Source organism: Anaerotignum faecicola (genome assembly GCF_003865035.1).
In the GTDB taxonomy this organism is placed as follows: Bacteria; Bacillota; Clostridia; order Lachnospirales; family Anaerotignaceae; genus Anaerotignum_A; species Anaerotignum_A faecicola.
The window spans coordinates 755,155-769,555 of the sequence record NZ_BHVZ01000001.1 but is presented as its reverse complement, the minus strand read 5'-3'; the positions used below and the strand labels follow the sequence as shown (position 1 = coordinate 769,555).

At 49.0% G+C, this 14,401-nt stretch carries 15 protein-coding genes and 1 riboswitch; of the genes, 14 read left to right on the top strand and 1 reads right to left on the bottom strand.

Going from position 1 to position 14,401, the window contains the following annotated elements:
• Positions 1-51 precede the first annotated feature (51 nt).
• The 11 genes from EJE48_RS12525 (at position 52) to EJE48_RS03655 (ending at position 7,788) form a co-directional block, all read left to right on the top strand.
• Positions 52-210: a hypothetical protein gene (locus EJE48_RS12525; RefSeq protein WP_243107954.1), complete on the top strand. Its 159-nt coding sequence runs from the start codon at positions 52-54 to the stop codon at positions 208-210.
• Complete coding sequence (gene cdd / locus EJE48_RS03695) at positions 207-599, top strand: cytidine deaminase (protein ID WP_016406732.1); 393 nt, start codon at positions 207-209, stop codon at positions 597-599. Before EJE48_RS12525 ends, cdd begins: the two co-directional genes overlap by 4 nt.
• A gap of 12 nt (positions 600-611) precedes the next feature.
• A complete protein-coding gene (locus EJE48_RS03690) occupies positions 612-956 on the top strand; it encodes a DUF6054 family protein (protein ID WP_118580186.1) in 345 nt (114 codons plus the stop codon).
• Between the two features lie 18 nt (positions 957-974).
• Positions 975-1,553, top strand: coding sequence for a uracil-DNA glycosylase (locus tag EJE48_RS03685; RefSeq protein ID WP_016406730.1), 579 nt, complete (start codon positions 975-977; stop codon positions 1,551-1,553).
• Positions 1,554-1,564: 11 nt separating this feature from the next.
• Positions 1,565-2,044 carry a hypothetical protein gene (locus EJE48_RS03680; protein WP_016406729.1) on the top strand — a complete coding sequence of 160 codons (480 nt, stop codon included), beginning with the start codon at positions 1,565-1,567 and terminating at the stop codon, positions 2,042-2,044.
• Positions 2,041-2,943: a GTPase Era gene (gene era, locus EJE48_RS03675; RefSeq protein WP_016406728.1), complete on the top strand. Its 903-nt coding sequence runs from the start codon at positions 2,041-2,043 to the stop codon at positions 2,941-2,943. Before EJE48_RS03680 ends, era begins: the two co-directional genes overlap by 4 nt.
• Before the next feature lie 352 nt (positions 2,944-3,295).
• Positions 3,296-3,439 (top strand): hypothetical protein, encoded by a 144-nt coding sequence (locus EJE48_RS12250; RefSeq protein WP_160117311.1) that lies wholly within the window; start codon positions 3,296-3,298, stop codon positions 3,437-3,439.
• 39 nt (positions 3,440-3,478) lie between these two features.
• Positions 3,479-4,204, top strand: a complete 726-nt coding sequence (gene recO, locus EJE48_RS03670; RefSeq protein ID WP_118580183.1) for a DNA repair protein RecO — start codon at positions 3,479-3,481, stop codon at positions 4,202-4,204.
• A 395-nt stretch (positions 4,205-4,599) separates the two neighbouring features.
• Positions 4,600-5,988, top strand: a complete 1,389-nt coding sequence (locus EJE48_RS03665) for a glycine--tRNA ligase (protein ID WP_118580180.1) — start codon at positions 4,600-4,602, stop codon at positions 5,986-5,988.
• Between the two features lie 3 nt (positions 5,989-5,991).
• Positions 5,992-6,666 carry a DUF2461 domain-containing protein gene (locus EJE48_RS03660; protein WP_118580177.1) on the top strand — a complete coding sequence of 225 codons (675 nt, stop codon included), beginning with the start codon at positions 5,992-5,994 and terminating at the stop codon, positions 6,664-6,666.
• 18 nt (positions 6,667-6,684) lie between these two features.
• Complete coding sequence (locus tag EJE48_RS03655; protein WP_118580174.1) at positions 6,685-7,788, top strand: stalk domain-containing protein; 1,104 nt, start codon at positions 6,685-6,687, stop codon at positions 7,786-7,788.
• Between the two features lie 58 nt (positions 7,789-7,846).
• Here EJE48_RS03655 and EJE48_RS03650 read toward each other — a convergent pair whose 3' ends face one another.
• On the bottom strand, positions 7,847-10,717 hold the full coding sequence (locus EJE48_RS03650) for an S-layer homology domain-containing protein (protein ID WP_118580171.1): 2,871 nt from the start codon (positions 10,715-10,717) through the stop codon (positions 7,847-7,849).
• Between the two features lie 53 nt (positions 10,718-10,770).
• Positions 10,771-10,862, bottom strand: a riboswitch (cyclic di-GMP riboswitch).
• 191 nt (positions 10,863-11,053) lie between these two features.
• Here EJE48_RS03650 and EJE48_RS03645 point away from each other — a divergent pair.
• From EJE48_RS03645 to EJE48_RS03635, 3 genes are all read left to right on the top strand, one after another.
• Positions 11,054-11,617 (top strand): beta-class carbonic anhydrase, encoded by a 564-nt coding sequence (locus EJE48_RS03645; RefSeq protein ID WP_016406721.1) that lies wholly within the window; start codon positions 11,054-11,056, stop codon positions 11,615-11,617.
• Between the two features lie 141 nt (positions 11,618-11,758).
• Positions 11,759-12,136, top strand: a complete 378-nt coding sequence (locus tag EJE48_RS03640; protein WP_118580168.1) for a BlaI/MecI/CopY family transcriptional regulator — start codon at positions 11,759-11,761, stop codon at positions 12,134-12,136.
• Positions 12,137-12,142: 6 nt separating this feature from the next.
• Positions 12,143-14,356: a M56 family metallopeptidase gene (locus tag EJE48_RS03635; RefSeq protein ID WP_118580165.1), complete on the top strand. Its 2,214-nt coding sequence runs from the start codon at positions 12,143-12,145 to the stop codon at positions 14,354-14,356.
• Positions 14,357-14,401 lie beyond the last annotated feature (45 nt).

The following is a 14,401-nucleotide window of genomic DNA, read 5'->3' as shown; positions in this document are numbered from 1 at the left end:
GTTCTGAAAAGTATTTTCTATCGGGCGGAATGATTTTCGGGCGGCGGCTTGTTGAAAAAACTTTTTCTCATTGGAAAAAGCAATGAATGCCGAAGAGAAACGGCACCGCCGCAGGCGGCTTTGCGGAGCAAAGTTCTGACAGCGTTTTTAAATCTTCAAAAAAGTATTTTCTGCCGGATGGCAGGCAGCAAAGGAGGGATTCCTTTATGACAGACGAAGCATTGATTTTACAGGCGAAGGATGCGATGAAAAATGCCTACGCGCCCTATTCCGGATTCCGGGTCGGGGCGGCGCTTTTAGCGAAGGATGGGGCGGTTTTCAAGGGCTGCAACGTTGAAAATGCGTCCTATGGAGCAACGAACTGTGCCGAACGGACAGCCGTTTTCAAGGCGGTTTCCGAGGGGCATCGGGAGTTTGAGAAAATCGCAATCGTGGCAAGCAGTGGGGACTATGCCTCTCCCTGCGGCATTTGCAGGCAGGTTTTAGCGGAATTTATGCCCGAAGGCAAAGTCCTGCTTTACAGCGAGGAAAAGGGCATGGTAACATATACAGTCAGAGAGCTGCTCCCGATGGGCTTTCGCAAGGAGGATATTCGGTAAGGAGGAATCCCAATGGAAAAAATGGATTTTTATGTATATCTTTCCCCGAAAGAGGCGGCGGAGAAGGTCAAGAAAGCGGTGACAGCCGGCTTATATTCGGGAGAAATTCTGGATGAATATGTGCGAATCCTGCCGAATGGCAAGGAAATCATCATGGTTTTATTCGAGAAATATTATATGCGCTCCGGCAACAGAGCCACGCTGACCTTTCTGGCGGATAATCTGGAGGAGCACACGAGGGTGCATCTTTCTGCCGGCGGCGGCGGTCAAGGGGTGATTTTCCGATTTGACTGGGGCGCAGGTGCAAGCTTCAGCACTTCGGCGCGGGACGCTTTAGCGGAATATATTTGTAAGTAAGAGTTTGAGGTGGAAGGCATGGCGGAAAAAAGCTGGGAAATTTTAGAGGGCGCGTGCCATTCCTGCAAAAAATGCAGGCTATGGGAAATGCGCACCAATGTTGTCATTGGCAAGGGCAGCCGCAATGCGGATATTCTGTTCATCGGGGAGGGCCCCGGCCAGCAGGAGGATTTGCAGGGCGTACCCTTTGTAGGCCCTGCGGGACAATTATTGGATAAAATGCTGGCAAGTGTCGGACTTTCCTTAGAGGATGCCTATATTGCCAATGTGGTCAAGTGTCGTCCGCCCGGCAACCGTGACCCCCATGATGATGAAAAGGAGGCATGTCTGAATTATCTCAGATATCAGCTGATGCTGATTCAGCCGAAAATCATCGTCTGTCTGGGGCGTATTGCCGCCACAACAATTATCGACCCCGAATTTCGCATTACCCGTCAGAGAGGGCAGTGGTTTGAGCGAAAGGGGTATCATATCATAGCAACCTATCATCCCTCTGCACTGCTCAGGGATGCCACAAAAAAACGTCCTGCATGGGAGGATATGCAGGCGATTCGTGCCAAGTGGGACGAATTGAAGGAACATGGAAAGAGAATTTAGGAGGAAAAAACATGAACGGCATTGACGCTTTGAAGGCAAAATTTGCAGATGTGGAACTGAAGGCAAACGCAAGAACCATGGAAGAGGTGGTTGCCTATATCGAGGAAAACTGGGGCGCATTTCGTGTGAAGATCACAGAAAGCGAGCTGATGGCGCATTATAAGGCTGCCTGCGAATTTGCAAAAATGATGGGAAAGGATGTAACCGATTTTCAGGATGATATCAGAAGATACCGTCTGCCCAATACCAACAAAATCCACGTTGTTCTGGGGATGAATTCCGAATATATGACAGCAGAAAACGGCATGAAATATTATCAGGCACTGTGTCTGATTAAGGGGCTGTCGCAGGAGGATATTGATACCAAAAACGAAAGATGGCTGCAATATGTGCTTCTTTTGGATATGGCGAAGGATTGGGAGAAAAAGGATGAAATCTTCCTGGCAGAGCAGAAGGAAATGCTGAAGGAAAGAGGGGTAGAAACAGAATGAAAAAATTTCACTCCGGCTTTGTTGCATTGATCGGCAGACCGAATGTCGGCAAATCCACGCTGATGAACTGCCTGATCGGGGAGAAGATTGCCATTACCTCGCATAAGCCGCAGACCACAAGAAATAAAATTACCTCCATTCTGACGAAGGATGATTTTCAGTGTGTTTTTCTGGATACCCCCGGTATTCATAAGCCGAAATCCAAGCTGGGCGAATATATGATGCGTTCTGCGGAAACCACCTTTAACGAGGTGGATCTGGTGCTGATGCTCATTGAACCCACCACAGAGGTGCAGACAATGGATGAATACGTTCTGGAACGCATCAAAAACGTAAAAACACCCGTTGTACTGGTTATCAATAAAATCGACACCGTAGAACGGGAAGCACTGTTAGAGGTGATTTCTGTTTACAGCAAGGCATATCCCTTTGCGGAGGTGGTGCCGATTTCTGCCATGAAGGACAGAAATACAGGCGAGCTGCTGGAGGTAATTCGGAAATATCTGCCGGAAGGGCCGCAGTATTTCCCTGCGGATATGGTGACGGATCAGCCCGAACGCCAGATTGCGTCGGAGATTATCCGCGAAAAGGCGTTGTATTTGTTGCAGGATGAGGTGCCGCATGGGATTGCGGTGGAGATTATGTCCATGAAGAAGCGTCCCGATAAGGATATTGTGGATGTGCAGGCAACCATTTATTGCGAGAGGGATTCACATAAGGGCATTATCATCGGCAAGCAGGGGGCGATGCTCAAGCGCATTGGCTCCACCGCACGCTATGATATGCAGAGACTGCTTGGCTCGCCTATTTATTTACAGCTTTGGGTGAAGGTGAAGAAGGACTGGCGCGACAGTGATTTCCTGCTGAAAAACTTCGGCTACGACAAGAAGAATATTTAATTTTTTTGAGGCTCTGTTCAAGCAGGGTTTTCAACCCTTGCCCTTCGGGCAACCGCCGCATCTGTTCGGCGGTGCGTATCTCAAACTCCGCCAAGGGAGTCACTCCCTTGGAATCCGATACCGCAGAAACATTTTATGTTTCTGCAAATGGGGGTACAGGGGTATGAGTACCGCCAAGATAAGGCGGCGGCGTAGCCGTCTTCCCGAAGGGAAGATACTTTGACCACATTCCCCTGTCAGGGTACGGGACAGAGTCCCGTGAAAAAGGTTTTAAGGTTTTTGAATGGCAAGTTTTTTATAGTATGGGCGGTTTTCTTTCTCCATATCCTATTCCCGAAAGGGGATGTGCTGTATGAACGAAAGAGAACACTGGCAGAGATTTTTGCAGACAGGACAGGTAGCGGATTATCTGCGCTACCGCAGACAGGCGGAAAAGGAATCGCAAAATCCGCGCCGCCGTATAGAGGAAGCATCAAGGTATAAGCATTTTTATTAAGCATTTTTTCAGTGCTTTAGGAAGGAAACGAGGTCGGCTATGGGAACGGAAAAGCTGCGCGGCATTGTCCTGCGTGAGCAGGCAAAGGGCGAGAGCAATAAGCAGATTGTGCTTCTGGCGCAGGGCGTGGGTCGTGTGCTGCTTTCTGCCCGCGGTGCCAGAAGAGCGAAAAGTAAGCTTCTGGCGGCAACGCAGCTGTTCTGCTATGCCGATTTTGTGGTCTATGAGGGTAAGGGCTTTTATTCCGTCACGCAGGCGGAGCTGAAAAACAGCTTTTATGGTCTGCGGCTGGATATGGATAAGTTCTCTGAGGGCATGTATCTGGCGGAGCTGACGGAGCGCAGCTGCCCTGCCGGTATGGAGCAGGATGCTGTGTTGGAGCTTTTGTATTATGCCTTTCTTGTGATGGATAGGGGGATTCTGCCGCCGAAGCTGATTTCCCGTATCTTTGAATTAAAGCTTTTGCAGCTGAATGGGCTCTTTGCGTCAGATGTATGTCATATCTGCGGCGAAGGCGAGGGGACACTCTATTTTGATGGCAGGATGGGTGCGTTTTACTGTGAAAAGCACCGCACAGAGGATAGCATTTTTGTTCTGGATGCCGTCCGAAGGGCGGTTCGGTTTGTGCTGGAAAGAGAGAGCCGCGCGGCGTTTGGCTTTCAGCTTTCCGCCGAAGCACTCGAACAGCTGACCTTTATCCTACGGAAATATATGGAGGTTCACATGGGCATAAGGCTGAAAACACGCGATTTTTTTGAACAGTGAATAAAGTATCGTACATTTTTTGTCTATTCCTTTGCAGAAAGACGGAAAAATACATGGATTTAAGTGCAATTTTTTGCCTTGACAGAAAAAGAGAAAAGCGTTATCATAAACCACAAGTTAATCATTACTGCGATGAAGAAGAGGAGTATCTGCGGAGCATTTGCAGAGAGCTGTCGGTTGGTGTGAGGCAGCGGTGCGAAACAGAGAAGGGCACTTTGGAGCAGTGTCACAAGAGAGGGTTGATGCGTCGGCATCAATCAACGAGGGTGGAACCGCGGAAGATTTTAAGAGCTTTCGTCCCTTGCTGAACAGCGAGGAGACGGGAGCTTTTCTAGTTTCTATTCGTCCCTTGCAAGATACATTGGTGAGTCCCACAGAAATAAGGAGGAATTCAAATGGCAGTAGAATCTATGGAAAAAATCGTAGCATTGGCAAAAAACAGAGGCTTTGTTTACCCCGGTTCCGAAATTTACGGCGGTCTGGCAAACACATGGGATTATGGCCCTCTGGGTGTAGAGCTGAAAAACAACATGAAAAAAGCATGGTGGAAGAAATTTATTCAGGAAAACCCCAAGAATGTCGGCGTTGACTGTGCAATCCTGATGAACCCCCAGACATGGGTGGCATCCGGTCACGTTGGCGGCTTCTCCGATCCTCTGATGGACTGTAAGGAATGTAAGGAGCGTTTCCGCGCCGATAAGCTGATTGAAGACCACATGGCATCCCATGATATGCCCGAAGTAGTTGTAGACGGTTGGACAAATGAAGAAATGAAGAAATTTGTAGATGATAATCAGGTTGTCTGCCCTTCCTGCGGCGCACATAACTTCACAGATATCCGTCAGTTTAACCTGATGTTCAAGACCTTCCAGGGCGTAACAGAGGATGCGAAAAACGTGGTTTATCTGCGTCCCGAAACCGCACAGGGTATCTTCGTAAACTTCAAAAATGTGCAGAGAACCACAAGAAAAAAACTACCCTTCGGTATCGGTCAGATTGGTAAATCCTTCCGTAACGAAATCACACCCGGTAACTTTACCTTCCGTACCAGAGAATTTGAACAGATGGAGCTGGAATTCTTCTGCGAACCCGGTACAGATTTGGAATGGCTGGATTACTGGAGAAAATACTGCAAAAACTTCCTGCTGAGCCTGAATATGACAGAGGATGCAATCCGTCTGAGAGATCACTCTCCCGAAGAACTGTCTCACTACAGCAAGGGTACAACAGATATCGAATATAAATTCCCGTTCGGCTGGGGCGAGCTGTGGGGCATTGCGGACAGAACCGATTATGACCTGACCTGCCACCAGAACACAAGCGGCGAGGATATGACATATTATGATCAGGCAAAGAATGAAAAATATGTGCCTTACTGCATCGAGCCTTCTGTTGGTGCGGACCGTGTAACGCTGGCATTCCTGTGCGATGCTTATAACGAAGAGGAGGTCGGCGAAGGTGATGTCAGAACCGTTCTGAAATTCCATCCCGCACTGGCTCCCATCAAGGCGGCTGTTCTGCCTCTGAGCAAAAAGCTGAACGAACAGGCGGCAGAGGTTTATGCAGCACTGGCGAAGGAATTTAACTGCGATTATGATGACGCAGGCTCTATCGGTAAGCGCTACAGAAGACAGGATGAGGTCGGCACACCCTTCTGCATCACCTACGATTTCGATTCCGTTGAGGATCACTGCGTAACCGTGCGTGACAGAGATACCATGGAACAGGTAAGAATGCCTATCGCAGAGTTGGTTCCTTATCTGAAGGAAAAAATGGAGTTTTAAGCCATGAAACCATTTGAAGGCTTTACCGCGGAAACAATAGATTTCCTCTGGGAGCTGCGGATGAATAACAGCCGCGAATGGATGGAGGAGAACCGCGACCGCTATAAGCGCGTGCTGAAGGAGCCCTTTGATAGCCTTGCGGCGGCGCTTGTGGCGGAAAGCATAGCCTTCGGCGGCAGGGAAATGAAATGCTCCGTTTCCCGTATCAATCGCGATATCCGCTTTTCCAAGGATAAAAGCCCTTACCGCGCAAGCCGTTGGGTTGTGCTGTATGATGCGGCATTGCAGGGAACGGCATGGAAGGAACGCCCTTCCTTCTATTTCGAGCTGAACCCCGAAGGCTATGAGCATGGCCTTGGCATGTGGTGCAGTCCGTCTGCCTTCCTTGCGGCATACCGCAGAAAAATCGAAAGCAATCCTGCGGCGTTTGAACGTATGGCGAAAAAATTTGAGAAAGACCCTCTTTTCCGTCTGGAAGGGAGAGCATATAAAAAATTCAAAAATGAAACGCTTTCCCCGCTTTTGCAGGCGTGGTATCCCAAAAAGGATGTCCTGCTTGTGGCACACGGCGGTATGGAGGATATCCTCTTTTCCCCTGAATTACCACAGTTCCTCGCAGAGGGATGGAGCAGGCTCAAAAATTTCTATGCTTTTCTGGATGCCATTGAAGCGGAATAAAAAAGGAGTGGATTTAGGATGAAAAGAAATACGGTAAAAAGAAACGTAAGCCTTGCCTTAGGTGCGGTGCTGGTTTTCGGTGCAGTTCCTGCCTATGCGGCGGATGCTGTTACGGTAAAGCTGAACGGCAGTCAGATGGAGTTTGATGTAAATCCCGTGATTGAAAACAGCAGAACCCTTGTGCCGTTCAGAAAGATTTTTGAAGCACTGGATTGTGCCGTTTCCTATACGAAGGAGAATGGCGCGCAGGTGGTTACGGCAAACAGAGGCAATCAATGGATCACTCTGGAAATCGGCAAAAACGAAATCACCGTTGATGGCGAAACAAAGAAGCTGGATGTTGCGCCGAAAATCGTAAACGGCAGAACCCTTGTGCCGCTGAGAGCCATTTCCGAAGGTCTGGACTGCACGGTTGATTGGTCTGCCGATACCAAAACCGTGGATATTCAGAAAAAACAGGGGCAGTATGCCGTTACATCCGCACATATTTCCAAGAATATAACAGATGATAAGGGAAATATCCTGATTACGGTAGCGTTTGAATACCCCGTCATTGAAAATAAGGACAATAACGCCTTTATCACAGCGGTAAATGAACAGTATAAAAAGGATGCCGAAGCTGCTATTTCCGAAGCGGAAGCGGAATTTAAGGATTCTGCCGCGGCAGTCCTTGCTTCCGAGGGCAAGAATTACCATCCAATGGTTTTCACACGCTCCTTTGAGGTTAGTCTGAATCAGGATAACCTGCTTTCTATCACACAGCTGGATTATGCGAATACCTACGGCGCACATCCCAATACGCTGAAAAGCTCAAAGACCTTCAATCTGGCGGAAAATAAAGCGCTTACGCTGAGCGAGGTTCTGGGGAAGAATGCCGCCGATACGGATAGCTATGTGAAGGAAAAATTTGACGCGTATGTCAAAGAAACCGTAGGCGAATTGCTTGAGTATTATCAGCAGAACAGCGAGAAAGCACTCTCCGCAGTCAATTTCTGCCTGACCGAGGATGCACTGGTTCTGTATTATAATCCTTATGATATCCTGCCTTACGCGGCAGGCTCGCCGGAGGTAAAAGTACCTTATGCGGATACAACCATAAAGCTTGCTTTGTCTGAAAGCTGATGGTTTTAAGGCAATAAAAAAGGAAGGGATGTTAACCCTTCCTTTTTTATTGCCTTTTTTATCCTAATTTAGACCAATCGCGTGTTTCGCGCAGCTCTGTCCATTTTTCATGCTTGGAATTCTCTTTGAATTCGTAGTAATGGCTGTTGGTTGCCTCCTGCACGGGCAGGTAATACCAGCTGCTTGTATCAGCGTTATCCGTCCATGTAATCATGTCGGGAAGTAAATCCGCCGGAGTCTCAGGGAGACGCTTCAGCACACGGTTTACCAGAGACATGGTTTCTGCACGGGTAATCTGATTCTGGGGACGGAATGTATCGTCGCCGTAGCCGCTTACCCAGCCATGGTTCGCCGCAACCGTAATCTCGCCTTCTGCCCAATGCCCGATGATATCGGTGAAGCTTACGGGCGTTTTGTCGCCGTTGTTGTCAAAGCGTGTTGCGATTGCCGCAAATTCCGCACGCGTGATGGGTGCGTTCGGGCGGAATGTCCCATCGGGATACCCTGCGATAATGCCCATCCTGCTCAGCGTGGAAACGGAGCTGCAATACCATGCATCTGCCGCCACATCGGAGAAATCATTCTGATGTGTGAAGTTTTCACTGCGGATACCATCCTCAAGCAGACGGAAGAAGATTGCCGCTACCTCTGCACGGGTGATGGAATTCTGCGGCTGTACTTCGCCATTCCCGTAACCAACAATGTAAGCAAAGTGGTCAGTGTTGTTCAGACCCAGTGCGTCATCATCAGGAATTTCTACTGTCGGCTTGGGCTTGGGACGATGTCCGCCGCCACCGCCGCCACCACCGCTGGGAGGTGCGGGTTTGTATGCCGCTTTCAATGCCATCGAGGTCGTTTCTCCTGCGATGGGAGTGTATTCATCATAATATTTAGAACCGTCTACTTCTTTTCCCCAACGCGAGATAGCATCCCAGTCATTTTTTTCGGTATTCCATTTATACCAACCGTCATAGAACCAACCGGTGATTTCTTTGCCATCAGCAAGAATTTTGTCACCGGACATATCGGTAGCTTTTGGAAGCGTAGAAGTAGAATTATACAGGAATAAATCATCAGCCATATCGGTTGCCGTGTTGTTATACAGAGCTACACCTTCCTCAACAGTCAGATTTGTGTGATCATAGGTGTAAACACCGCCACCAGCTGTAGCGGTATTATTTTTTACAGAAGCACCTGCTTCAATGTTTATAGTCATAGGTGCTTCTGTGTTTGGATATGCATAGGTGGCAATACCACCGCCGGTAGCGGCATTGTTTTCCTCAATACAAGCACCTTCGGAGCATGTGATGATCGGCTGAAAGGCTCCGACAGTCTGTGCGTAGATACCGCCACCGCGAACAGAGGCTTGATTATTTTTAATATCAACCTTGCCTAAATTCAGAGAGGTGACATTAAGGGCACTAATGCCGCCACCTTCATTTGTAGCACTATTGCCACAAATGCGGGTTGAATCTCCGACTGTTAACATAGTATTGTTACCTAAATAGATACCGCCGCCGCTGTGGGTAGATTTGTTTTTGGTGATTTCAGTTCCGCTAATAGAGCATGGGAGGCTTTGTTCTGCAGTCTGCACAGAATCATAGTAAATGCCCCCACCATTATAAGTACATTCATTTTCTGAAATAGAGCCGCCTGTAATTGTAAATTCAACAGGAAATATAGATTTACTACTGCTATTTACAGGACCGATGCAGATACCGCCGCCACTCTGGATCGCTTTATTCTTGCTAATTGTAGTGTCAGTCATGATAAGAGAACCACCTCTTACACCAAGACCGCCGCCATAGCTAGTGTTGCCTTTGTTAGCAGTATTGTCTGTAATCCGAACATCGTTTATGATTAAGTCGCTTCTGAAGGAAGAAATACCACCGCCGGCTGCGTATAAGTTACCATGACCGTCTACCGCTGTATTTCCGGAAATAGTACCACCCTTGATTGTAACGGTACTGTTTGAACAGAAGATACCGCCACCATACCTTGCTTTATTGCCTTCAATATTACAGTCCGTTAATTCAACAGTGCAGGAACTGATACGGATGCCGCCACCACAGCGGATGAAAGCTTGGTTATTTTCACCGTCCTGTTTGCTTGAAAGATCCCCACCTGTAATAGTACCATTTTTGATTTTAACATTGATTACCGGAAGATTAAACGTATCCGGATAGGTCTCCTCATATTCAGAGAGGAAGGGGGAGCTTTTGAAATCGATATTGGGGAAATATGGATTTTCAATGCTATGGCTTTGTCGGAGTATCGTTTTAAGCTCATCTGGAAAATCAACCGTAGGAGTAATTTCAATCGCACGTTCTCCTTCGTCGGCAGTTAAGGTTTTCCCATTCAAATTCAGTGTAATAGATTTGTTGATACTGATGTTTGCGGTTACATCCTTCGCCAGTACAACGGTATCGCCGTCTTGAGCAGCTCTGATTGCTTCTTTCAACGTATCGTATTGTGTTCCATCGATGGTTGCCTCATGCTTTACTTCGCCAGTTGTTTCGTCTTTGTTTTCATCTTCACCCTTGATAGGAGCAGGGTTGCTTTCGCCCTCGTCTTTCGTTGCTTCTCCACCGCTTACAGGTGCCAGTAAAGGCTTTAAGGTTTCATCTTTACCGTTCTGCCCCTCACCGGAAGAAGTAGAAGTACCGGTTGTCCCTGAGGGGGGGGCAGTTTCGGTCTTCTGTCCGCCGTTCTCAGGTGTGCTTGTTGGTTCTGTTGTTTCGCTGTTGCTTGTTCCGCTTCCATTGGACGAGCCGTCAGACTGTTCTGCAGCAGGCGCGCTATTCGTCTGCTGAGAGCCTTCGCCCCCGGCACCATCCTCTGCGAATACCCCAACTGGCGGCAGGGCAAGCGTCATAGAAAGTGCCAATGTCCAAGTGAGAAGCTTCTTGCCTTTGTTTTTCTCTGTCATAAAAACCCCCCTTTTCCTGTTTGCGGGTTTCGGAACAGGGAAACAATATGTATTTCGGTAGCCGGCTGTCCTGCGGCAAATCCCCTCGCCGTTTAGACCCTTGGCTTTGCGACATCGGCTTTCACCGATTGTGCCTTTTTCTGTACATACGCCCGTTCCTGCGTCCGCACAGAAATAAAAATAGTTACATTAGTGTTGTATAAGAATAGAATAGCATATTCACATAAAAAGACAAGTGCCTTTTTATTTTTTTGTAATATTTTGCCATACAAAAAGAGACAAAATCCTTAAAAAAGAGTATAATATGAAAAAACAATGAACGAGGTGAGCCCTTTTATGAATGATTTCGTAAAGAAAATGTTGGATTATAACCGTGCCTTCGTGGAGCATGGTCTCTATGAAAAGTATACCACAACCAAGTATCCGGACCGTAAAATCGCCATTCTTGCCTGCATGGATACCCGCATGACGGAGCTTCTGCCTGCCGCCCTCGGCTTGAAAAACGGCGATGTCAAGCTGATTAAAAACGCAGGCGGTCGCGTGATGCACCCCTATGGCAGTGTCATTTTCAGCCTTCTGGTTGCAGTCTATGAGCTGGGCGTGGATACGGTCGTTGTCATCGGGCATGATGATTGCGGCGGTCGCCTGCTTGACCCGAAGGAAATGATTGCCAAGATGAAGGAACGCGGCATTTCACAGGAAGCGATTGACCATGTGGATGAAAACCATAAAAACGTGGAGCAATGGCTGACCGGCTTCGGGGATATCAATCATTCTGTGCAAAGCACCGTCGATGCCATTAGGGAGCATCCGCTGCTGCCTAAGGATCTGGAGGTGCTCGGCTTCATCATGGACCCCCATACGGGCGCAGTCCGCGGCGTTTCCGAGAGAAAAGAATAAAATACAAAAAGTCGCTTTTCGCTTTACGAACGGCGGCTTTTTTTCTTTTACGGAAAATTTATAAAATTTCGCTTGACAGAATGGACATACAGCTGTATGTTATAAATAAACATACACTTGTAGGTAAAAGAGGTGAACCCCATGGAAAAACAGAAATTACCCGATACAGAGCTCAAGGTCATGCAGGCAATCTGGCATATCGAATCCCCTGCCAGCACCTCTGCCGTCCGCGAGGAGCTGCAAAAGGAACGCCCTTGGAATTTATCCGCTTTGCAGACCCTTCTGGGCAGACTGGTGCGCCGTGGCTTTTTGCAGACGGAGAAGCAGGGCAAAAGCCGCTATTATACCCCCCTCGTCACAGATGAGGACTATCTCGCGGAGGATAGCCGCCGCTATTTTCAGAAATGGACGGGTGGCTCTCTCAGGGATTTGGTTGCCTGTCTTTATGTCAATCATTCGGTTACAAAAGAGGACTTAGAAGAATTGAAGGCGTTTATCGAGGACGAAACGGAGGGGTGAGCTGCCATGCGTATTTTTCTGGAATATTTGAAGGTCGGCCTTTGGATGCTTCCGATTATTCTGCCGGCACTTTGGCTTTTGCCGCGCCTGTCTAAGCGGTATGCCGCTAAGGTATCCTATGTCATCTGGCTTGTGCTTGCCGTGCGTCTGCTCATTCCGTGGAATCTGACCCTTCCGCAGGAAACCGCCCCCATCCATGTGGCAATTTCCGAGGAGCAGGCGAATGAATGGGTACAGGCGAAATTCAATCCCGTGCAGGCACCGCCAAAGGCAGAAGGCGCAGCAGCCGCAGCACAAAAGCAGACACAGCCCCAAGCCGAACCCTTGCAGCCCTTGCAGATTGGCTTTGCGCTCTGGCTGGCAGGCGTGCTGTTTTTCGCCCTGCGGACAGCGGTTTCCGTTTTTCGGATGAAAAGGCTGCTCCGCCGTTGGGAGAAAGAGCCCTCTGCCGAAGCAAAGGCGTTTTTCGCCGAAACGGCAGGCAAAACGCAGCCGCGGCTCATGGTTTGCCCTGTGCTGGAAAGTCCTATGGCGGTCGGTTTATTCCGCACAACTGTCTATCTGCCCCATGAGCACTACACCGCGCAGGAGCTGGAAATGATTTTCCGTCATGAGCTGATCCATTGGCGGCGGAAGGATTTGTGGTATAAGCTGCTGCTGCTTGCCGCAAGAAGTATCCATTGGTGCAACCCTTTGGTCTGGCGGATGGCAAAGCGCGCAGAGCGGGATTTGGAAATTTCCTGCGACAGCATGGCGGTGCAGGGCAGGGATGCGGCGTATCGCAAGGCGTATGGCCTGATGATTTTGCAGGAGGCGGAGCGCAGCATCGAAAAGCAGGCAGCATTGACAACCTGTTTCACCGATGGGAAACGGGCATTGCAGGAAAGGCTGGTGGAGATTATGAATCAAAGCAAACGAAAAAAGGGCATGGCACTGGTTTCTGTTATGCTTGTGCTGACATTGACCTGCGGTTGCCTCATCAGCTGTGGAAAGGACGAGAAAGCATCGGAGTCCACGCAGGATACAGCAGTAAGTCAAGGCACCCTGACCGCAGAACAGCGCAAGCTGACTGAGCGGTGGGCAGAGGCTCTTTCCGACAGAGATGGCAAAATCCGCTATAAAGAGATGGGCAAGGCTGCCAAGGCGCAGTTTATCGCAGAGCAGAAGGCGCTTGGTGGCGAGGATTGGAATTATGTCATCGGCGGCTCCAGCCCTTGGGTGGATTCCTATACCATCGAGGAGCGCGAAAATGCAGCCATGATTACCTATACCATGCAGGATAGCCAGCCTGCTTATTACACCATGAAGGAGCTTTTGAAATTCGGGGAGGAAAACGGAAAAACCGTTGTCGCCGGCTATCTCACCTCCAATCTCTATTGGGAGGACGGCAAGGTGCATCCCACCGTTTCCCGTACAGAATCGGATTTGGACGAAGGTATTTGGGACTTTCTTTCGCAGAGCGTGGTCGGCTTTATCAGCCAAAGCGGTTGGGATGTGTATGAATTGGAGGCCTTCAATTTTAACCGCATCAGCGTGACACGCACCCCTCTGGCAAACGGCAGAGAACAGGTGACCGTGGATTTCGGCTTGAATATGCATTATAGAAATCCCTTCCGCGACCCCGATGAGGCAGGCTATATCCGCCGCGCAAAGGAGGCGGGACAGTCTGTGTATGCTGTGTATTATAAGGAATATTATGAGGAAAAAGAGGGAAATACCTATTTCCGCTTTACCTGCGAGGTGCAGGCGGATGCACAGAAAATCAATGAGGACACCTGCTATCCGGAAACCTTCCATCTCTATAATGATGATTTCGATCCGCATAGGATTACCTTTCACAAGAAAAATCCCGCTTGGGATGGTTGGTATGAGGAAACACCTACGGATGGCTGGTTCTGCACCGTTACCCCTGCCAAGGATGCGAATACCGTCACCGTTGCCAGAAAAATCCGTATCGAGGATGCCACAGGCAGAACGAATAACGGCTATTTCGATTTGAATCTTGACTATACGACCACCCTCCCCGTTGCGGAGGATGCAGCCTTTACCGTTGGCGGCGCAGGCGAAGCCCCTGCCATGCTGAACGCGAAGGAATGGCTTTCCCGTCTGCAAAGCGGAAAGGTCGGGCAGAGCGTGACGCTGTTCTTCGGGAAAGATGCAAACGGAAACACCGTAATTACCGAGGGCAGAGAAGGCTTCTGGTCGAAGAAGGCCGTCTGATTTGTCGATATTCCCAAGGGGCGCGCACATTGCGCGCCTCTTTTT

Coding starts and splice junctions, on each gene's coding strand:
- cdd (WP_016406732.1), top strand. CDS start 207: ATGACAGACGAAGCATTGATTTTACAGGCGAAGGATGCGATGAAAAAT.
- EJE48_RS03690 (WP_118580186.1), top strand. CDS start 612: ATGGAAAAAATGGATTTTTATGTATATCTTTCCCCGAAAGAGGCGGCG.
- EJE48_RS03685 (WP_016406730.1), top strand. CDS start 975: ATGGCGGAAAAAAGCTGGGAAATTTTAGAGGGCGCGTGCCATTCCTGC.
- EJE48_RS03680 (WP_016406729.1), top strand. CDS start 1,565: ATGAACGGCATTGACGCTTTGAAGGCAAAATTTGCAGATGTGGAACTG.
- era (WP_016406728.1), top strand. CDS start 2,041: ATGAAAAAATTTCACTCCGGCTTTGTTGCATTGATCGGCAGACCGAAT.
- EJE48_RS12250 (WP_160117311.1), top strand. CDS start 3,296: ATGAACGAAAGAGAACACTGGCAGAGATTTTTGCAGACAGGACAGGTA.
- recO (WP_118580183.1), top strand. CDS start 3,479: ATGGGAACGGAAAAGCTGCGCGGCATTGTCCTGCGTGAGCAGGCAAAG.
- EJE48_RS03665 (WP_118580180.1), top strand. CDS start 4,600: ATGGCAGTAGAATCTATGGAAAAAATCGTAGCATTGGCAAAAAACAGA.
- EJE48_RS03660 (WP_118580177.1), top strand. CDS start 5,992: ATGAAACCATTTGAAGGCTTTACCGCGGAAACAATAGATTTCCTCTGG.
- EJE48_RS03655 (WP_118580174.1), top strand. CDS start 6,685: ATGAAAAGAAATACGGTAAAAAGAAACGTAAGCCTTGCCTTAGGTGCG.
- EJE48_RS03650 (WP_118580171.1), bottom strand. CDS start 10,717: ATGACAGAGAAAAACAAAGGCAAGAAGCTTCTCACTTGGACATTGGCA.
- EJE48_RS03645 (WP_016406721.1), top strand. CDS start 11,054: ATGAATGATTTCGTAAAGAAAATGTTGGATTATAACCGTGCCTTCGTG.
- EJE48_RS03640 (WP_118580168.1), top strand. CDS start 11,759: ATGGAAAAACAGAAATTACCCGATACAGAGCTCAAGGTCATGCAGGCA.
- EJE48_RS03635 (WP_118580165.1), top strand. CDS start 12,143: ATGCGTATTTTTCTGGAATATTTGAAGGTCGGCCTTTGGATGCTTCCG.